We start from the raw sequence: 18,481 nt of genomic DNA, 5'->3' as shown, positions 1-18,481 counted from the left end.
AGCGTCCTTCCAGACCGGGGAAACTCGATCCTAACCATCCGGTCGGTCGGTCCAGAAGACCCGAATTCAGCGCGACGGAAACCGGTCAGTTCCGAACTGCGGTGCTATCTACGCCTGGTGGCGGTCACAAACTGGGAGAAGGCGTTGTCGTCGGGTGTATCCGGACCGTCCGGCAGCGCCCAACGGCCCAGTCTGCGCATCTCGGCGGCCGCGGCGACGGCCGTGCTGTCCCAGCCGTTCTCGGCAAGCCAGACGGCCACATCGGCCCGGTCGGGGTCGTTGTACATGAGCTCACCGACGTCCAGGCTGTCCTCGATGCCGAACTTCGCCTTGATGAGTTCGAAGCGCTCCTTCATCTGCCGGCGCCGTTCCTCGGCCTGCATCGGAGCGGTTTCCACCGCGATCCGGCTGTCGGCGGCCGACAGGTCGGTGATCTGGGCGAACAACCGGTCCTGCGCATCGGCGGGTAGGTACATCAGCAGGCCCTCGGCCAGCCAGGCGGTCGGGACATCGGCGTCGAATCCGGCCGCGCGCAATGCCCGGGGCCAATCGTGGCGGAGGTCGACGGCCACCTCATGACGGTTCGCGGCCGGCGCCACGCCGTGCTCGGCCAGCACCGACCCCTTGTACTCCAGCACCTTGGGCTGGTCGATCTCGAAGACGGTGGTGCCCGCCGGCCACTCCAGCCGGTAGGCGCGGGAGTCCAGCCCGGAGGCCAGGATGACCACCTGGCGGATTCCGGCCGCACCGGCGGCGATGAAGAAGTCGTCGAAGAATCGGCTCCGGACCGCTTGGTAGTTGCCCATATGGGCGAACATCGCCGCACCGTCCGGGTCGATCTCGGCCGCGCGGGCCACCCAGCCCTCGTCCATCATCAGACCCCACGGCCCGCCGCCGGCCCCCTCCACCAGAATGCGCGCGTAGGGGTCCTTGATCAGCGGATCGGCGCTCGCGGTCTCCGCGGCGCGTGCGGCGGCAACCATCACGGCCGTGGTTCCGACGCTGGAGGCGATGTCCCAGCTGTCGTCGTGGGTGCGCAATGAACTCATACCGCGATGCTACCGACTAGTTAGATGGGCTATCCGGAGCTACCGACGCCCGCCGGCTCGGCTACCCGCTCAGCTCCCAGAGTTTGTTGGCCATCAGCAATTCCAGTTGAGCCACCACCGACACCAACTCGTCGTGGCTGCCCACGTAGCCGGCGTAGAAGCCCATTCCCCACATGACCGCCACCAGCATCTCCACCACCGTCGACACGTCCGACTCGGTGATCAACTCACCGCGCTCGATCGCATCGGTGACCGCCCAGTGGACGAACGCCCGGGAGTTCGCCAGCGGGTCGTACTCGTCCTCTTTGAGTTCGGGATGACGTTGCGCCTCCAGAACCGAGGTCACCAGGAAGGCGGCCACCGATCGATCCTTGGTGTCGACCTGTACGGCGATGGAGAAGAACGCCGACAGCCTCTTCAGCAGACTCGTCTCCGCCCTGGCCTTTTCCTCCCCGCCGCGGACCAGAATCCCGTTCGTGTGCTCGACGACTTCGCGGTAGAGCAGGCGCTTGCTCTGGAAGTAATGATTGATCGCCGGCCTGGTCAGATCGGAGCGCACCGCGATTGCCTGGAATGTCGCTGCGTCATAACCCAGTTCGCTGAACACCTCTCGCGCAGCCCGCAGGATCCGCTCACGGGTCTCCGCCGCCTTGGCGGCTGGCGGGCGACCCGGCCCTCGGCTGGCTATATGCGGCACAGTAAAAATTGTGCCACAGATCACCCGCCCCACTAGTGCGCCAAAGTTGCGAATGCGCATCGACATCGCATTTCAGCAAACACCACGGGGTGCACTCAGCGCACCCGGTGCGGGGTCAGCGCGTTGGCTGGCAGCGAACCGAATCTTCCAGCATTGAAGTCCTCCAATGCCTGCAGAACCTCGGCTTTGGAGTTCATCACGAACGGCCCGTACTGGACCACCGGTTCGCGGAGCGGCCGCCCACCCAGTAGCAACACTTCCAGGGCGGGACGGTTGCCGTCCTGCCTCGACGTGGCGGCCACCGTGATGCGGTCACCGGGGCCGAGGACCGCCAGCTGGCCCTGCTGAATCGGATGCCCGACGGGCCCGACGGCGCCGCGCCCGGACAGCACGTAAACCAGGGCGTTGTAGCCGCGGTCCCACGGCAGATCCAACCGCGCACCCGGCGCAACGGTGGCGTGCGCGAGCGTGATCGGCGTGTGGGTCTGCCCGGGTCCGCGCTGCCCGTCGATGTCACCGGCGATGACGCGCACCAGCGCACCCCCGTCTTCCGACGACAGCAGGGTCACCGCGCGCCCCTCGATGGATTGGTAACGCGGAGAGGCGAATTTGTCCTTGCTCGGCAGGTTCACCCACAGCTGGACACCATGGAACAGCCCACCGCTTTCCACCAGTTCGGCCGGCGGGGTCTCGATGTGCAGGATGCCCGAGCCCGCGGTCATCCACTGGGTGGCGCCATCGGTGATCAGGCCGCCACCCCCGTGCGAATCCTGGTGCGCGAAGCGCCCGTCGATCATGTAGGTGACGGTTTCGAAACCGCGGTGCGGATGCCAGTCCGTGCCGCGCGGCTCCCCGGGCTGGTACTCGATCTCGCCCATCTGGTCCATGTGCACGAAGGGATCGAGATCGGCGGCCGACACGCCGCCGAAGGCGCGCACGACCGGGAATCCTTCCCCCTCATAGCCACTGGGGCCGGTGGTGATGGAACGGACAGGGCGTTCGGTATCGGCCGTTGTGGCCGCGGCGATCCGGGGCAGGGTCAGGGTGTCGGCGGTGATGGCGGGCATCGGTATCTCCTCAAGGCGGGTGGAGTTGATACCCATATAACCGGACCGCAGTCCATTTATTCCTGATCTTGTTTGAAATTTGACCGAAGTGGCAATTCTCCCCGGGTCAACGTTTTTCAGCTGAACAAAGGACCTACCGTCATGATCGTGCTCGGCATCATTCTCCTGTTGATCGGATATTTCACGAGTCTGTCGATCCTGTACACGATCGGCGCGATCCTCATCGTGGTCGGCGTCGTGCTGTGGATCCTCGGTGCCGTCGGCCGCCCGGTGGGTGGTCGAAAAGTCTGGTTCTAGCGGGGACCGCCTACCCCAACGCTGCGAGTGCCGCGGACCGTGCGTCCGCGGCACTCGCCGTCTGGACCACCGCCTGCGCCGCGGCGCGGCAGCGCTCCAACGTCACCGCGGCCAGCGCGGCACCGACACCGGGTACCGCCGTCGCCGCCGCGGACAGCGAGGTCACCCCCATCCCGACGAGCACGCAGGCCAGCAGCGGATCGGCGGCCGCCTCCCCGCAGACGCCCACCGGTTTTCCGGCGGCCGCGCCGGCGCGGGCGGTCATCTCGACCAGGGCCAGCACGCCGGGCTGCCACGGGTCGGTGAGCGTGGCCAGTTCGGACGACATCCGGTCCGCCGCCATCGTGTACTGGGCCAGATCGTTGGTACCGATCGACAGGAAGTCGACATGCTCGAGGATGTGGCGGGCCAGCAGGGCCGCGGCGGGTACCTCGATCATCACCCCGGGGGTCAATCCGTAGGAACGTGCCTGTGCGGCAAAGGTCTTCGCCTCGTCGGCGGTGGCGATCATCGGCGCCATCACCCACGGATCGGTGCCGGTGGCCTGTCCCGCCGCGGCGATCGCCTCGAGTTGGCGGGACAGCAGCCCAGGGTTGCCGAACGAGATGCGCACCCCCCGCACGCCCAGTGCCGGATTGGCCTCGTCCCGGTGGCCGGCGAATTTGAGCGGCTTGTCCGAGCCCGCGTCCAGGGTGCGGATCACGACCTTGGCACCCTGAAACGCCGTCAGTACCTCACCGTAGATCCGGGCCTGCTCATCGACCGACGGCTCGGTATCACGGTTCAGGAAGCACATTTCGGTGCGGAACAGACCGACCCCCTCGGCCGGAGTCTGCCGCGCTGTCCGCGCCGCCGCACCGTCCTGAACGTTCGCCAACACCGCCACCGGGTGCCCATCGGCGGTGCGGCCGGGCCCCGTCCACTGCGCGATCCGATGGGCGTCGCGGCGCGACTCCTCGACGGTCCGCGCCGCCGAGGTGGCGTCCGGGGACACCGTCACCGTCCCGCGGCCCCCGTCGACCATCACCGGCACTCCGGCGGGCACCGCATCCAGCCCGTCCACCGCCACCACACACGGGATTCCGAGCTGGCGGGCGATGATCGCGGTGTGGCTGGTCGGGCCCCCCAGGGTGGTGGCCAGGGCCACCACCAGCGCGGGATCCAGACCGGCGGTGTCGGCGGGCGCCAGGTCCTCGGCGCACAACACCGACGGCACGTCGGGCACCGGCACCCCGGGTTCGGGCAGACCGGCCAGCTGCGCGAGCACCCGGTCGCGCACATCGCGCAGATCGGTGACCCGCTCGGCCATCAGATCGCCCGCCCGGGCCAGCGCGTCGGCGATCTTGGCGATCGCGCCGCTGACCGCCTGTTCGGCGGAATTTCCTGCTCGGATCCGCTTTTCGGCATCGCCGAGCCAGGCCCGGTCCTGCGCCAGTGCCGCGGTGGTGGCCAGCACCTCCGAGGCGACCCCGGTGGCGTGCGCCGCACGCTCGCGCAACCGGTCGGCCACCGCGGCGGCGGCGTCCTTCATCCGGGCCACCTCGGCCGGGCGGTCGGCCTCATTGATCTCCGTGTCGTCGGCCGGGGGCGCCGGGGGCCGCGCTCCGGGCCGGATCACCGGGGCGTAGGCGACACCGGCCACCACCGGGACGCCGCTCAGAACCTGTGCCGTCGTCGACGAAGTGCTCATGTGATCCAGATTACAGAAAAGCATTGACAAGTCAACAGAAACAAGCGTAAAACCACACATACCAACATTTGCACTGACGGAATCCCCTGAACGGAGCCCGATGTACGCCGAGGAACGTCAGCACGCCATCGCCGCGCTGGTGATGGCGCAGGGCCGCGCCTCGGTCGCCGAACTCGCCCAGGCCTACGACGTGACCACCGAGACCGTGCGCCGGGACCTCGCGGTGCTGCACAAGGCCGGACTGGTGCGCCGGGTACACGGGGGCGCGGTACCGGCGCGCGCGCTGCACCTGGTCGAGCAGGACGTCGATGAGCGCGATGCCACCCGCTCCACACACAAGGACGCCATCGCCGCGGCAGCAACCGACTTCTTCCCCGCAGGCGGTGCCAGCGTGCTGCTGGACGCCGGCACCACCACCAGTCGCGTCGCCGCGCTCCTGCCCACCGACCGCGATCTCGTGGTGGTGACCAATTCGGTGCCCATCGCCGCCCGACTGTCGGCGGTACCCTCGGTCACCCTGCAACTGCTGGGTGGACGGGTCCGCGGCCTCACCCAGGCAGCCGTCGGCGAACAGGCCCTGGCCACCCTGGGCCGGCTGCGGGTGGACATCGCGTTCATCGGCACCAACGGCATCACCGCCCGGCACGGCCTCTCGACTCCCGACGGCGAGGAGGCCGCCATCAAACGGGCCATGGTGCGGTCCGCGAATTACGTTGTGGTGGTCGCAGACTCGTCGAAGATCGGCCGCGAGGAACTACACAGCTTTGCGCCGATCTCCAGCGTCGACGCACTCATCACCGATACCGAGATCGCCGACTCGGCCCGTGACGAGCTCGTCGGGCTCGGCGTCGAAGTCACCTGCGCAGGAGCAACCGCATGATCGTCACGGTCACCCCCAACCCCAGCATCGACCGCACCGTCACGCTGCCCGGGACCCTCACCCGCGGAGCGGTGCACCGGATCAGCTCGGTGACCGACGAACCCGGCGGCAAGGGGGTGAACGTGGCGCGGGCCCTCGGCCTTGCCGGGGTGGACGCACTCGCGGTGCTGCCCGCAGCCGACGACGATCCGATGCTGGCGGCACTGCGCGCCGCCGGGGTCCCGTTCGCCGCGGTGCACGTGCACGGCGCGGTCCGCACCAACATCGCCATCACCGAGGATGACGGCACCACGACCAAACTCAACGAGCCCGGTACGGCGATGACCGCCGACGCGCTGTCGGCACTGACCCGCAGCGTCGTGGAGGCCGCACACCGGGCCGACTGGATCGTGATGTCGGGTTCGCTGCCACCCGGCGTCCCGGCGGACTGGTACGCCGAGGTGGTCGCCCAGCTCGCGGAACAGGACTGCCGGGTCGCGGTGGATACCTCGGACGCCCCGCTGGCCGCCCTCGCCGCCTCCTTCGGCCGGGCCGCTCCCGATCTCATCAAACCGAATGCCGAGGAGCTGGCCGGCCTGACCGGGGCGTCCGCACAGGAACTCGAAGATGCCGCCGCCGCGGGCGATCCGGGACCGGTGGTCGACGCCGCACGCCAACTCGTGGACCGCGGGGCCCGCACCATCCTGGTCACCCTCGGGGCGGCGGGCGCGGTATTGGTCGACCCGGCCGGCAACTGGCTGGCCGGCTCACCGCCCATCACCCCGCGCAGCACCGTCGGCGCAGGCGATTCCGCGCTCGCCGGTTATGTCCGGGCCGCCCTGTCCGGCGCGGACGCCCCCGACCGGTTGCGGATGGCCGTCGCCTACGGCAGCGCAGCGGCCGCGCTGCCCGGATCCGCCCTACCGTCCCCCGACCTGATCGATCTCAATGCGGTACCGGTGAAAGTCATTTCGCCGACCCCGACCGACTCCTGAACGAAGAGGCCACCATGTCCAGTACAACCTCGGTGATCAGCACCGACCTGGTCCTGCTCGACGCCGACGCCGGCACCGACAAGCAGGCCGTCATCTCGCGCATCGCCGGACTGCTGGCCCGCGCCGGTCGGACCACCGACGCCGACGGCCTGATCACCGCGGCGATGGCCCGTGAAGCCCAGTCCGCCACCGGGCTGCCCGGTGGCATCGCGATCCCGCACTGCCGCTCGCCTTACGTCGACACCCCGACGATCGGCTTCGCCCGGCTGTCCCCGAAGGTCGACTTCGGCGCTCCGGACGGACCCGCCGACCTGGTGTTCCTCATCGCCGCACCGGAATCCGGCGGCCAGGAGCACATGAAGCTGCTGTCCAGCCTGGCCCGCGCACTGGTGCGCAAGGACTTCGTCGAATCACTGAGGACGGCGACCACGGCCGACGAACTCGTCGCGCTGGTCGACGGGGTCGTCAATCCGGCGCCGGCGAGTCCGACACCGGCCGCCGAGCCCGCGCAACCGCCCGCCACGCGCAAGACCATCGCGGCGATCACGGCCTGCCCCACCGGGATCGCGCACACCTACATGGCCGCGGACGCGCTGAAGCTGGCCGCCGAACGCGCCGACGTCGACCTGGTGGTGGAGACCCAGGGCTCCTCGGGCAGCACCCCACTGCCCGCCTCGACCATCGCCCGGGCCGACGCCGTCATCTTCGCCACCGACGTGGGCGTCAAGGACCGCGGCCGATTCGCCGGCAAGCCGGTGATCGCCTCCGGCGTGAAACGCGCAATCAACGAGCCCGACACCATGATCGCCGAAGCGGTTGCCGCCGCGGACAATCCGAAGGCTCCCCGGGTAGAGGGCAGTGCCGGCGCGGCGGCCGACACCGAGGGTTCTTCGGACGTCGGCTGGGGCACCCGCACCCGACAGATCCTGCTCACCGGGGTGAGCTACATGATCCCGTTCGTCGCGGCGGGCGGTCTGCTCATCGCGCTGGGCTTCCTGTTCGGCGGCTACGAGATCACCGACAACGGCAACGACATCGCCTTGAACAACTCGCTGACCAACCTGCCCGAGGGTGGTCTGATGCAGTACCTCGGCGCCATCCTGTTCACCCTCGGTGGATTGGCCTTCAACTTCCTGGTGCCCGCGCTGGCCGGCTACATCGCGTTCGCGATCGCCGACCGGCCGGGCCTCGCCCCCGGCTTCACCGCCGGTGCGCTGGCGGTGTTCGTCGGCGGCGGCTTCATCGGCGGCATCGTCGGCGGCGTGATCGCCGGGTTCGTCGCGCTGTGGATCAGCAATCTCAAGGTGCCGCAATGGCTGCGCGGCCTGATGCCGGTCGTGATCATCCCGCTGGTCGCCTCGCTGGTCGTCGGCCTGATCATGTTCTTCCTGATCGGCCGGCCGCTGGCCCTGATCAACACCGGCCTGACCGACTGGCTCAACGGGTTGACCGGCACCTCGGCGGTGCTGCTCGGGGTGATCCTCGGTCTGATGATGTGCTTCGACCTCGGTGGCCCGGTCAACAAGGCGGCCTACGCCTTCGCCACCGCGGGTCTCGCCGCGGCCACCACCGGGTCGTTCCAGATCATGGCCGCGGTGATGGCCGCCGGCATGGTGCCGCCGTTGGCGATGGCGCTGGCCACGACGATCCGGCCGGGACTGTTCAGCGAGCCGGAGAAGGAGAACGGCCGCGCCGCTTGGCTACTCGGTGCCTCGTTCATCTCCGAGGGCGCCATCCCGTTCGCCGCTGCCGACCCGCTCCGGGTCATCCCGTCGATGATGTTCGGCGGTGCCATCACCGGTGCGCTGTGCATGGCGTTCGGCGTGACGCTGCGGGCCCCGCACGGCGGCATCTTCGTGTTCTTCGCGATCGGCAACCTGTTGTGGTTCCTGATCGCACTGGTGGCGGGAACCGTCGTCTCGGCTCTCACGGTCGTCGCCGCCAAGCAGTTCATCTCGCCCCGCCGCGCTGTTTCCGCCTGACCCGCACCACCCAACGAGAAGGAGTTACGCAATGCCCGAGAAGACCGTCACCGTCGGATCCTCGATCGGCCTGCACGCGCGGCCGGCCGCGATCATCGCCGAGGCCGTTGTCAACGCGGGGGCAGAGGTGACCCTGTCCGTCGACGGCGGCGAACCCGTGGACGCCGGCTCCGCCCTGATGATCATGACGCTGGGCGCCGGCCACGGCGCACAGGTCACGGTGGCCTCCGAGGACGAGGCGGCGCTGGCCACCATCGCCGACCTGGTCACCCAGGATCTCGACGCCTGACCGCATCCTGCGCAGAACGAAGATGGCCCCCTCGTTTCCGAGGGGGCCATCTCACGATCACGGGGTGTGGCTAGTCGTCGCTACCCGAGCTGTCGCCGCCCGAGCCGCTCCCACCGGACGAGCTGCCGGTCGACGAGTCGCCATCGGTCGAGCCGCTGCTCGACGAGGAGCCGCCGCGCGACGAGCCGCTGTCCGAGTCGCTGTCGCTGTCGGTGTCGGAATCGTCCTGCGCGGTCGAACCGTTGCCGGTCGAGCCGTTGCCCGACAAGGAGTCCCGGTCCTCATCGCCGTCGGTATCGGCTTCGCTGTCGTCATCGGACAGGCTGTCCGACCCGTCCGCGCCGCCACCGGCCTCGTCACCCGCCTCGTCGGCGGCCTCGTCGACCGCCTCATCGGCGGCCTCATCGGCGGCCTCGCTGTCGTCTTCCTCCTCGGCGACGGGGACCACGGTCTCCTCCGGCGCTCCGACCGGAGCCTCCGCCGGCGCGTCCCCGGCGACCGGGGCGGCCTCGGCCGACGACTCGTCGGCGAGGTCGACGGCCACGGTGGCGCCGCCCGTCGAGATCGACGTCGCCTGGGCCAGTGCCGGTGTGGTGGGCGTGGTGACCGGCGGCGTCGGGTACACCGGGTTGTTGATGGCGTCGAACAACGCCTTGGGCAGGTCGTGCAGGAAGTAGGTCAGCGTGCCCTTCGGGCCCAGGACGCCCGTCCACGGGCTACGGGTTTCGAACGGCGGGGTGAAGCCGTTGACGAAGGCGTTGACGACCTTGATCGGCAGAGCGACCAGTTCGCTGATGGCGGTCTTGGCGTCACCGGTGACCACCGCGTGCCGCACGGTGTCCAGGATCACCGAGAACTGCAGCAGCGCGGTGATCGGCGGGCCCATGATCGACCGGGTGAACTCGGTGAAGATGCCGCGCTTGAGGATGGTGTCGAACACCGCCGAGAGGCGCTCGCCGCCGGGCAGCGCCGCCAGGATGTCGCCGGGGATGCCCAGCGTGGGCAGCAGCGGCACCAGGGCGCGCTCGATGCTCACCAGGAACCAGACGTTGATCTCACTGAACGCCTCGACGAACTGCCCCTTCTGCAGGAACTCGAAGGTGGCTGCCAGCTTGCCGGGAAGCTGCTGCAGTCGCTCCTGCAGCGCTACGGCGCCTTCCTTCATGCCGAGGCCCAGGACGCCGCCGTAGAGCGAGTTGAAGCCGAGGACCTGCTGCAATGCGGGCAGCGGGTTCAGCACGTTGGAGCCGAGGAACTTGATGAAGTCGGCGTACAGCTGCGGGTTGGTGATGGCCTGCGCCACGGCCGGGATCGTGCCGGCGATCACCTGGTCGCCGAGCACGCCGACGTTGGTGAGGGTGTTCTTGAACAGCCCACCGAAGTCCGCGAGCGGGTTTGCCGCGAGCTGGATGGCGTGTTGCTTGACATCCGGCAGGGCCGGGACCATCGGGGCGACCGGGTTGATCGCCATGGCTGCGGCACCGGCCGCCGCCACACCGGCAATCATGAACCGATTAGGGCGGGAAGCCGAGGGGGCTGCGACGCACGATGCGCCGGCCGCGGCAGCGGCGGGGGCTGTTAGGTACACGTTCTCTCCTGGTGGTGACTTACTGACGCCTTAGTTAAAATTTGCCAAGTGCGGACGGAACATTAACTTAGCCTTAGCTAATTGGCAATAGGATCGCCTAACCTTATTTAGCGCCCCTCAATTTTGCGTTCGGCATCAGCCTCAGCGCCCCCGGTGAACAGCGGATTCGGTCGGCGCAGTCCGCGGCGGAGCGGACCGAGAAAGCGGAACGTGGCGGGTCCGCACAGCACTAAACTTGCTCTGGCAAAGGTGACAGCTCGGCCGACGGCGTTCGTACGCCGCCGGAAGGTGGCTTTTTCTCTGCCGCGGGTCGTGTCAGCACCACCCGCAACCGGGGATTGCAAGGGGGAGAACAACTGTGCGACGCATCGGTGCGCTGCTCGCGGCCATGGCGCTGGTCCTGCTGACGGCGCCGCCGGCCACCGCGATCGAGCCACCGACCATCGACGCGGCAGCCGTTCCGCCCGACGAGACCGGCCCCGACCAGCCGACCGAGCAACGTCGCCAGTGCTCTTCGCCCATCAGCTTCCCGGACTCGAATTTCACCGACAGGCCGTGGGCGAACGACTACCTGCGCATCGCCGATGCGCAGAAGTTCGCCACCGGCGCGGGGGTGACCGTCGCGGTCATCGACACCGGCGTGAACGGTTCGCCCCGGGTGCCCGCCGAACCCGGCGGTGATTTCGTGGACAAGGCCGGCAACGGGATGTCGGACTGCGACTCACACGGCACCCTGACCGCGGCCATCATCGCGGGTCGGCCCGCACCCACCGACGGGTTCGTCGGGGTCGCCCCGCAGGCACGGATCCTGTCGTTGCGCCAGACCTCGGACAACTTCCAGCCGGTGGGTTCGCGCAGTGACCCGAACGATCCGAACAGCACCCAGACCGCCGGATCGCTCCGCAGCCTGGCGCGCTCCATCGTGCATGCGGCCAACCTCGGCGCCCAGGTCATCAACATCAGCGAGGCCGCCTGCTACAAGTCGACCCGGCCCATCGACGAGGCCACGGTGGGCGCGGCGATCAACTTCGCGGTCAACATCAAGGGGGCGATCGTTGTTGTGGCAGCGGGGAATACCGGTCAGGACTGCACGCAGAATCCGCCACCGGAAGCCGATGTGCCCAACGATCCACGCGGTTGGAAACAGGTCCAGACCATCGTGTCGCCCGCCTGGTACTCGCCGCTGGTGCTCACCGTCGGCGGTATCGGGCAGACCGGTCAGCCCAGCACCTTCTCGATGTCCGGGCCCTGGGTCGACGCCGCCGCGCCGGCGGAGAACATCACCGCGCTCGGCTACGACGGTAATCCGGTGAACGCGCTCAACGGCGCCGACGGGCCTATCCCGATCGCCGGTACTTCCTTTGCCGCCGCGTACGTTTCGGGCCTGGCCGCCTTGCTCATCCAACGCTTCCCGGACCTGACCGCCGCTCAGATCACGAACCGCATCACCTCCACCGCCCGCCACCCCGGCGGCGGGGTGGACAACTACGTCGGCGCCGGGGTCATCGACCCGGTGGCGGCGCTGACCTGGGATGTCCCGCCCGGCCCGAAGGCGGCGCCCTACCGGGTCAAGCAATTACCGCCCCCGGTGGTCATCGACCCTCCCGACCGCGGCCCGATCACCATGGTCGTGCTGATCGGCGCCGGCCTGGCACTGGTCCTCGGGATCGGCGCGCTGGCCCGACGAGCCATGAGGCGCCGATGAAGGAGTTCCTCGGCCAGTTCGGTTTCCGCTTCAGCACCGGCCACCTGTTGTGGGCGGCGATCCTCATCCCGGCCGTCGTCGCGATCTTCTCCGCACTCCATCTGCTCTGGCTCGGCATCGTCTTGGCCGTGTTGATCGCCACCGCGACCACACTCACCGTCCGTGGCCGCCGGGCGACCGGCTGGATTGCGGCCCTGTTCTCCTGGCGGAGACGGCACACCACACCGCCACCGCCACCCTCGGAGCCGGCCGTGGGATCGACGGTGCTCCCCGGCGATCACGTCGCGGTGCGCTGGCAGGGCGACCATCTCGTCGCGATCATCGAGCTGATCCCCCGGCCGTTCACCCCGACCGTGCTGGTCGACGGCGAGGCGTTCACCGATGACGTGGTCGATACCCGCGTGGTGGAAGAACTTCTCCGGGCGCACTGCCCGGAAGTCGAAGCCGATGTGGTGTCGGCCGGGTTCCGCGTCGGGAAGACGGCACCGGCCGGGCTGGTCGCGCTCTACGAACAGGTGGTCGGCCCCTACCCGGCCCCGGCGAACCGCCGAACCTGGATCGTGCTGCGCGCCGACCCCGAGGACACCCGCAGGCCCGCTCAACGCCGCGACGCCGGCGTCTCGGGGCTGGCCCGGTATCTGGTCGCCTCGGCCACCCGCATCGCGGATCAACTGGCCGGCAACGGGATCGATGCGCGCTGCAGTCGCAGCTTCGATGACTTCGACCGCGCCACCGAAATCAGTTTCGAACGTGAATCCTGGTCCTCGATCAAGGGTCGCAGCACCTTCACCGCCGCGTACGTGGCGCCGGGCGGACCCGACATGTGGTGGTCGGCACGCGCCGATCACACCATCACCCGGGTGCGGATCCGGCCCGGCCAGGCGCCCACCACCACGGTCCTGCTGACCACGCTCGCCAATCCATCGACACCGCGCGGATTTTCGTGCCTGTTCGGCGGCCAGCGGGCAGCCCTGCTGGGGCAGAGCCCGGTCACCGACCGGCACTACGAGCTGCCCATCGGGTCGGCCGGTGTGCTCATCGGCGAGACCGCCGACCGTTACCCGGTGTACATGCCGTTCGACGATGTCGACGTCAGCATCAATCTCGGCGACGCCCGGTTGTTCACCCAGTTCGTGATCCGATCCGCGGCGGCCGGCGGAGTCATCACGCTCGGCCCTCAGTTCGGCGAATTCGCCGGTTTCGTCAACGGCCGGATCGGGCAGGTGGCCAAGGTGTCCTGGCCCAATTCGACGACCTATCTCGGCCCCCATCCCGGGATCGGCCGGGTTGTGTTGCGCAGCAACTTCATCGAGACTCCGCGGCACGGTCAGCTACCGATCCGGTTGATCAATCCGCGTGAGGAGAGCCGCTACCAGATGGCATTGGAGGGGGTGTCATGACAGCGCCCTTGGAGGTGGAGCCCGCAGACCTGCGGAACAAGGCTGCCCAACTCGACATACCGTTGCCGGCCACACCGACACCACCGAATCCCCCCTGCGGCCTGGATCTCGCCGGCGTCGCCGTCCGGCAGGTCATCGCCGAGGGCGACGGTATGAAGTCCTTCATCGAGGCCGGACAGGAAGAGGCCAAGCTGCTCTCACGGGCGTTCCAGGGGGCGGCCGCCACCTACGAAGCGACCGATGCGGCCGGAGCGGCAGCACTCGACGGTACCGTGGCCGAGATCGCAGCGGCCGAAGTTCCCCAGGCCGACGGCGCGATTCCCACGCCGCACATGCCCATTGCGGGCTGCCCGGCGCCACCGGGCTACCTGGACGTCGAGGTCGCCGCCAAGCAGATCGCCCAGCCCGACCAGGCCGCCACACTGGATGACTTCGCCTCGGACTGGACCGCCTACGCCGGCCAATTGGACGCACGTGCCGAGGTTTTCGACCTGGACGCCATCGGCTGGGAGGGCACCGCCGCCGAGGTCGCGGGCACTGCGCTGGGCCGTCACAAGGCATGGTTGCAGGAGATGGCGGACGCCGCGCGGACACTGGCCGAGCATGCCAGGCATCTGTCCGGCGTCCATCGCAGCGCCGTCGCCGCGCACCCGACCGAGGCCGAGGTCCAGGCGGTCACCGTCCCGTTGCGCAGCACCACCGACGCAGCCCAGATGGCGCTGCTGATGGTCAAGTACCAGCAATTGCAGGCCCGGTCCGAACAGGTGCTCAGCGAGTACGCCGCCGGATCGATGATCACGCCGGTGAAACCGCCGGCGCCACCGATCCGTGCTGCCTTGAATTCTCCCGGCACGAAGCTCGACCGGAGTGGCAAGTTCAAGAAGCTCGAGGAGAAACCCACCGGCCCGGGCACGGACGGCACCGGCGGCGGATCGGGTGCCGGATCCGGCGGCGGATCGCCAACAGCGACCGCGCCGCAGCCCGTGGGCACCGCCGCACCGGGGCAGGCCCCGAGCGCCCCGCCGGGTGGCGGTCCGCCCGCGGGCGGCGGGTCACCACCGGGTGGGGGTTCCCCTTCCGGCGGCACGCCCTCCGGAGGCACGCCCTCCGGCGGTCTCCCCGGTGGCGGGCTACCCGCTGGTGGCATGCCCGAGCCCGGGCTGCCAGATCTGGGCCTCGACGATCCGGGCGTCTCCCCGGCGGGCGCCGGCGGCGGCTCTGGTGGGGGCGCCGGCGGTGGCGGTGTCCCGTCGATGCCGTTGCAGCCCAACGTCGGGCCCGAGACCGTGGCTCCGGGACCTGCGGCCGCGCGCGGTGGCGGGTCCGGCGCCATTCCGGCCTCGGCCATGGGCGCCGGCATGGGCGGTATGGGCGGCATGGGCCACGGCGGTGGCCAGCAGGGCAAGGAGAAACGCCGCGACCCGCGCTTCGCGCCGGATGAGGAACTGTACGTGGAGGACCGGCCCTACACTGAGCCCGTGATCGGGAACCGGCGGCGCAGGGACGTGCAGGACAAGGATGCCAAGTGAGCACCGATCCCGCCGGCGATACCGGGATGCACCCCGAGGTGGCTGCGGTGCTGCGTCAGGCCGGCCGCCTGCAAGAACTGATGGATCAGCAGCTCCACAAGATGGCCAGTGAGTCCTTCACCGCCACAGACGAATCCGAGACCGTCGAGGTGACCCTCAACGGGCACCAGCATCTGGTCGACGTCTTCATCGCCGACGGTCTGCTGCGCCTGGGCTCGGACACCGTGGAGCAGCGCCTGAACGAGGCGTTGCTCAACGCCACCGCCGAAGCGTCGGAATCCATTGCCGCCGACCAGGACCGCCTCAACGAGGCGGTCGCCGAGATCACCGGGACCCCCTAGAAACGCAGGTTGCGCAACAGGTCGTAGACGCCGGCGATCCACAGCAGCAGCGGGATGACGGCAGCGATCGAGGCCCCGTCCAACAACTCGAAGATGCGTTTGGTGACCGGTGACAGCCGGTTGACGTTATCGGTGGCAGCGACCGTGATCAGCGCGACCACCGCGACGAGCAGGTAGATCGCCAGCACCAGCCAAGCCCGGTCCGGGTACCACTGGCACAGCCGGATCGCCACCCCGGTCGGGACGGCGACGGTCACGGCCATCAACGCCCAGGCGCACCACCGCTCGGCGTACAGCCGGGACCGGAACCCGCAGATCACGGTGACCAGCCCGGCCACGATCATGCTGTGCACGAAGAAGTGCCCCTGCACCACTACCGAGATCGCCCCACCGGCCAGGATCACCGCTCCGGCCGACAAAAACCCGATGAGCAGTTGTTTCGACAGCTGACTGCGCTCGGTGAGCCGCGCCGCGGAGTCCGGTACCGACGCGATGATCGCCTGCCAGGTCGGCGATTCCTCGTCGGCGATGTCGGGCCGCGAAACCGGGTCCAGCAGTTCGTCGTTGGTGACGGCCTCCCCCGGCGCCGGAATCGGCGGCAACGCTATGCGGGCCACCGCGACCGTCAGTTTCGCGGCGTTGGTGACCACGATCAGTCCGAATGCGATGGCACCGGCCGGTACCCACTCCTGACCGCCGTAGCCGAAGGTGATGGCTGCCGCGGTGATCGCCACCGTCAGCACCGCGATGAACGACGCCACATCGGCCCGTCTGCGCGGCCCACCGCGGGTGGCCAGCGTGAACAGCAGTGTCAACCCGGCTGCGGCGGCAAGCTGTGGCGCGCCGAGTCCGTCGGCCTCCCTGGGCAATGGCACCGCCAGCGCCGCCGCCGCGGCCAACGGCGGCAACGCGGCCAGCATCAGGCTCTCGGCCAGATCGATGTTCTGGTACCGGCTCTGCGACACCATGCCACCGGCGAGCAGACCCAGCCCCAGCACCGCCAGCGCGACCGCCCACCACCACGACTGCCCGGACTGGGCCCAGGCCGCCAGTGCGGTCAGCGTGCCGGTGGTCGACACCGCCGGGATCGCCAATCCCACGAACCGGTTCAGCGAGCCGCGGTCGAACTCCGGGGACTCGTCCAGCACCGCGATGGCGTCGATGACGTCCTCCACGAGCGGCCGGTAGCGCTCGGTCCGACTCACCGAAACCAGGGTCAGCAGCGAGCCGTCGACCACCCCCGAATCATCCAGCGATTCGCTCGCCTTCAGCGGCGGCGCACCGGGCCGGGCGAACGCCCATACGCCCTGTGCCTTGAAGTCGAAGCCCGACAACACATCGGCGGGGGCATCATCGAGCAACTCGGCCAGCACCGACACGGTCTCGTCGATATAGGCCTCGATCGGCGCCGACGACGGCAGCACCAGGTCCGTCATCCGCCGGCCGGTCAGGATGGTGACCCTGGTGGTCGAGGGCCGGCCCGGGGTGACCGCCGACGGCGCGGAGGCCCCGGACGGGGCTGCGGTGGTGGTCAACGCCGTTCGAGCCTGTCGAAGTCATCGGACAGTGCCGCGGCCAGTTCCAGGATGCGCCGCTGGAAGGTCTGGCCGAGCAGTTCCAGCTGGATCTCGGTGCCCGCGGCGATGTGCTTGTCCCAGGGCAACACCACGACCCGGCCGGGAGCCACATGCCGCTCGAACTGCTGGACCAGGTCCTCGACGTCGATGTTCGTCTTTCCGGGGGTGACGTGGTTGACCACCACACACGACCGGCCGAGCAGATCCTGATATCCGTTCTGGCGCAACCAGTCCATCGTCACCGCCGCCTGACGCGCCCCGTCGATCGAGGCGCTGGCCACGATGACCATGCCCGAGACGGTGGACAGCACCCCGCGCGACGAGTTGGTGAACAGCCCCGCACCGCAGTCGGCGAGCACCAGGTTGTAGTACCGGGAGACCACCCCGATGGCGGCTTTCCAGTCCTCGTCGTTGAACTCCCGACGGGCGGCGCTGTACTCCTCGGAGGACAGCACCTCCAGGTTCGCGGCGTTCATGCTGGTGTACGCGCGGATATCGTTGTACCTCGACAATTCCTTGTCCGACAACAGATCCGAGACGGTCGCCGCGGACTGCCTGCCGGCCCGATCGGCCAGGTTGCCACCATCGGGGTCGGCGTCGATGGCCAGGATGCGGTCGCCCCGGACCCGGCTCAAGGCAGACCCCAGCGCCACGGTGACGGCGGTCTTGCCGACTCCGCCCTTGAGCCCGAACACACCGATCTGGTACGAGTCCCGGGCATTTCGGCGGACGCGTGCCTGCAGGTCCATCTCGTACAACTCGTCCGGCGAGGGACCCATGTTGATCCGGGTCAGCATGTAGAGCCAATGCCGCCACCCGCGTTGGGAGGGCATCTTCACCGCGGCGCGCACGCCGACATGCGACAGTGCGTCGATCGCGCGGTGGTTGCCCATGGTGGCCGCCGATGTCGGGGCCGGCTGCCCGGTGGCGGGCGGAGGTTGAGCCGGGGACCAGGTGGATTCCGTTGCCTCGGTGTTGAAGTGCTGGCTCGGTGCCGGGGCCGGAGCCGGGCGCGGCTGTGGCGGCGGCGCGGCGTAATGCTGCTCGAACCGGGCGCCGGGTGACGGGTTGGTCTGCGGCGTGCGCAGCATCCCGTTCTGGACACGCTGCGGCCCGGTGGTCGAGGGCGTCGCAGGAATCTGTGTGGTGACCTCGGTGGCTCGCTCGGGCGGCGCCGACGAGGTCTGCGTCGGCGGCGCAGCCGCGGACGTCGAGGCGGGCGCGATCGGCATGGGCGGGGCCACGTGCTCACCGGCGTAACCGGGTGCGCCCGACCCGGATGGGCTGATCGGCATCGGGCCGGCCCCGGTAGGCGACGATCCGCCTTCGCGGTGTGCGGCGTCCTCGTCGGCCGCGTCGGCAGCACCCGAGGAGTGGAAGAGCCGGTCATAGTCGGCCGACATAGATACCTCTCAA

General features: G+C 69.2%; 16 protein-coding genes. 9 read left to right on the top strand and 7 right to left on the bottom strand.

Annotation, left to right across the window (positions count from 1 at the left end; all coding sequences use genetic code 11):
* Positions 1 to 104: 104 nt before the first annotated feature.
* From K0O62_RS01205 to K0O62_RS01195, 3 genes are all read right to left on the bottom strand, one after another.
* Positions 105 to 1,049, bottom strand: a complete 945-nt coding sequence (locus K0O62_RS01205) for an SAM-dependent methyltransferase (RefSeq protein WP_073859404.1) — start codon at positions 1,047 to 1,049, stop codon at positions 105 to 107.
* A 61-nt stretch (positions 1,050 to 1,110) separates the two neighbouring features.
* Positions 1,111 to 1,746: a TetR/AcrR family transcriptional regulator gene (locus tag K0O62_RS01200; protein ID WP_073859405.1), complete on the bottom strand. Its 636-nt coding sequence runs from the start codon at positions 1,744 to 1,746 to the stop codon at positions 1,111 to 1,113.
* A 95-nt stretch (positions 1,747 to 1,841) separates the two neighbouring features.
* Positions 1,842 to 2,813, bottom strand: a complete 972-nt coding sequence (locus K0O62_RS01195; RefSeq protein WP_073859439.1) for a pirin family protein — start codon at positions 2,811 to 2,813, stop codon at positions 1,842 to 1,844.
* A gap of 141 nt (positions 2,814 to 2,954) precedes the next feature.
* Between K0O62_RS01195 and K0O62_RS01190 the strand changes: the two genes are divergently transcribed.
* A complete protein-coding gene (locus tag K0O62_RS01190) occupies positions 2,955 to 3,110 on the top strand; it encodes a hypothetical protein (RefSeq protein ID WP_097933685.1) in 156 nt (51 codons plus the stop codon).
* A 10-nt stretch (positions 3,111 to 3,120) separates the two neighbouring features.
* Here the strand turns inward: K0O62_RS01190 and K0O62_RS01185 are convergent, their stop codons facing one another.
* Positions 3,121 to 4,800 carry a phosphoenolpyruvate--protein phosphotransferase gene (locus tag K0O62_RS01185; RefSeq protein WP_372512883.1) on the bottom strand — a complete coding sequence of 560 codons (1,680 nt, stop codon included), beginning with the start codon at positions 4,798 to 4,800 and terminating at the stop codon, positions 3,121 to 3,123.
* 100 nt (positions 4,801 to 4,900) lie between these two features.
* On the opposite strand from K0O62_RS01185, the gene K0O62_RS01180 reads away from it, so the two are divergent.
* Genes K0O62_RS01180 through K0O62_RS01165 form a run of 4 tightly spaced genes read left to right on the top strand, consistent with a single transcriptional unit; the run spans position 4,901 to position 8,925 of the window.
* Positions 4,901 to 5,680: a DeoR/GlpR family DNA-binding transcription regulator gene (locus tag K0O62_RS01180; protein WP_073859407.1), complete on the top strand. Its 780-nt coding sequence runs from the start codon at positions 4,901 to 4,903 to the stop codon at positions 5,678 to 5,680.
* The gene (pfkB, locus tag K0O62_RS01175; protein WP_073859408.1) at positions 5,677 to 6,654 is read left to right on the top strand and encodes a 1-phosphofructokinase; all 978 of its coding nucleotides are present in this window, start codon (positions 5,677 to 5,679) and stop codon (positions 6,652 to 6,654) included. The genes K0O62_RS01180 and pfkB overlap by 4 nt, the downstream gene beginning before the upstream one ends.
* A 14-nt stretch (positions 6,655 to 6,668) precedes the next feature.
* Entirely contained in the window at positions 6,669 to 8,636 is a 1,968-nt protein-coding gene (locus K0O62_RS01170) for a PTS fructose transporter subunit IIABC (protein ID WP_073859409.1), read from the top strand.
* A gap of 31 nt (positions 8,637 to 8,667) precedes the next feature.
* Positions 8,668 to 8,925: an HPr family phosphocarrier protein gene (locus K0O62_RS01165; RefSeq protein ID WP_073859410.1), complete on the top strand. Its 258-nt coding sequence runs from the start codon at positions 8,668 to 8,670 to the stop codon at positions 8,923 to 8,925.
* Between the two features lie 70 nt (positions 8,926 to 8,995).
* Here the strand turns inward: K0O62_RS01165 and K0O62_RS01160 are convergent, their stop codons facing one another.
* Complete coding sequence (locus tag K0O62_RS01160) at positions 8,996 to 10,432, bottom strand: hypothetical protein (RefSeq protein ID WP_073859411.1); 1,437 nt, start codon at positions 10,430 to 10,432, stop codon at positions 8,996 to 8,998.
* 439 nt (positions 10,433 to 10,871) lie between these two features.
* Here K0O62_RS01160 and mycP point away from each other — a divergent pair, with 439 nt between their 5' ends.
* The 4 genes from mycP to K0O62_RS01140 are packed head-to-tail and all read left to right on the top strand — an operon-like array spanning position 10,872 to position 15,488.
* Entirely contained in the window at positions 10,872 to 12,218 is a 1,347-nt protein-coding gene (gene mycP, locus K0O62_RS01155; protein WP_073859412.1) for a type VII secretion-associated serine protease mycosin, read from the top strand.
* Complete coding sequence (gene eccE, locus K0O62_RS01150; protein ID WP_073859413.1) at positions 12,215 to 13,618, top strand: type VII secretion protein EccE; 1,404 nt, start codon at positions 12,215 to 12,217, stop codon at positions 13,616 to 13,618. Before mycP ends, eccE begins: the two co-directional genes overlap by 4 nt.
* On the top strand, positions 13,615 to 15,147 hold the full coding sequence (locus tag K0O62_RS28840; RefSeq protein ID WP_073859414.1) for a PPE domain-containing protein: 1,533 nt from the start codon (positions 13,615 to 13,617) through the stop codon (positions 15,145 to 15,147). Before eccE ends, K0O62_RS28840 begins: the two co-directional genes overlap by 4 nt.
* Before the next feature lie 26 nt (positions 15,148 to 15,173).
* Positions 15,174 to 15,488, top strand: a complete 315-nt coding sequence (locus tag K0O62_RS01140) for a YbaB/EbfC family nucleoid-associated protein (protein WP_073859440.1) — start codon at positions 15,174 to 15,176, stop codon at positions 15,486 to 15,488.
* On the opposite strand, the gene eccD is transcribed toward K0O62_RS01140, so the two are convergent.
* A complete protein-coding gene (gene eccD, locus K0O62_RS01135; RefSeq protein ID WP_073859415.1) occupies positions 15,485 to 17,023 on the bottom strand; it encodes a type VII secretion integral membrane protein EccD in 1,539 nt (512 codons plus the stop codon). The genes K0O62_RS01140 and eccD overlap by 4 nt on opposite strands.
* Positions 17,020 to 18,468 (bottom strand): MinD/ParA family ATP-binding protein, encoded by a 1,449-nt coding sequence (locus K0O62_RS01130; RefSeq protein WP_073859416.1) that lies wholly within the window; start codon positions 18,466 to 18,468, stop codon positions 17,020 to 17,022. Before K0O62_RS01130 ends, eccD begins: the two co-directional genes overlap by 4 nt.
* Positions 18,469 to 18,481 lie beyond the last annotated feature (13 nt).

The organism is Mycolicibacterium diernhoferi (assembly GCF_019456655.1).
GTDB lineage: Bacteria > Actinomycetota > Actinomycetes > Mycobacteriales > Mycobacteriaceae > Mycobacterium > Mycobacterium diernhoferi.
This window is presented reverse-complemented; position numbering and strand designations above follow the sequence as displayed.

Excerpts from the sequence above, each read along its gene's own strand:
- K0O62_RS01205 (WP_073859404.1), bottom strand. The coding sequence starts at position 1,049 with ATGAGTTCATTGCGCACCCACGACGACAGCTGGGACATCGCCTCCAGC.
- K0O62_RS01195 (WP_073859439.1), bottom strand. The coding sequence starts at position 2,813 with ATGCCCGCCATCACCGCCGACACCCTGACCCTGCCCCGGATCGCCGCG.
- K0O62_RS01190 (WP_097933685.1), top strand. The coding sequence starts at position 2,955 with ATGATCGTGCTCGGCATCATTCTCCTGTTGATCGGATATTTCACGAGT.
- K0O62_RS01185 (WP_372512883.1), bottom strand. The coding sequence starts at position 4,800 with ATGAGCACTTCGTCGACGACGGCACAGGTTCTGAGCGGCGTCCCGGTG.
- K0O62_RS01180 (WP_073859407.1), top strand. The coding sequence starts at position 4,901 with ATGTACGCCGAGGAACGTCAGCACGCCATCGCCGCGCTGGTGATGGCG.
- pfkB (WP_073859408.1), top strand. The coding sequence starts at position 5,677 with ATGATCGTCACGGTCACCCCCAACCCCAGCATCGACCGCACCGTCACG.
- K0O62_RS01170 (WP_073859409.1), top strand. The coding sequence starts at position 6,669 with ATGTCCAGTACAACCTCGGTGATCAGCACCGACCTGGTCCTGCTCGAC.
- K0O62_RS01165 (WP_073859410.1), top strand. The coding sequence starts at position 8,668 with ATGCCCGAGAAGACCGTCACCGTCGGATCCTCGATCGGCCTGCACGCG.
- K0O62_RS01160 (WP_073859411.1), bottom strand. The coding sequence starts at position 10,432 with ATGATTGCCGGTGTGGCGGCGGCCGGTGCCGCAGCCATGGCGATCAAC.
- eccE (WP_073859413.1), top strand. The coding sequence starts at position 12,215 with ATGAAGGAGTTCCTCGGCCAGTTCGGTTTCCGCTTCAGCACCGGCCAC.
- K0O62_RS28840 (WP_073859414.1), top strand. The coding sequence starts at position 13,615 with ATGACAGCGCCCTTGGAGGTGGAGCCCGCAGACCTGCGGAACAAGGCT.
- K0O62_RS01140 (WP_073859440.1), top strand. The coding sequence starts at position 15,174 with ATGCACCCCGAGGTGGCTGCGGTGCTGCGTCAGGCCGGCCGCCTGCAA.
- K0O62_RS01130 (WP_073859416.1), bottom strand. The coding sequence starts at position 18,468 with ATGTCGGCCGACTATGACCGGCTCTTCCACTCCTCGGGTGCTGCCGAC.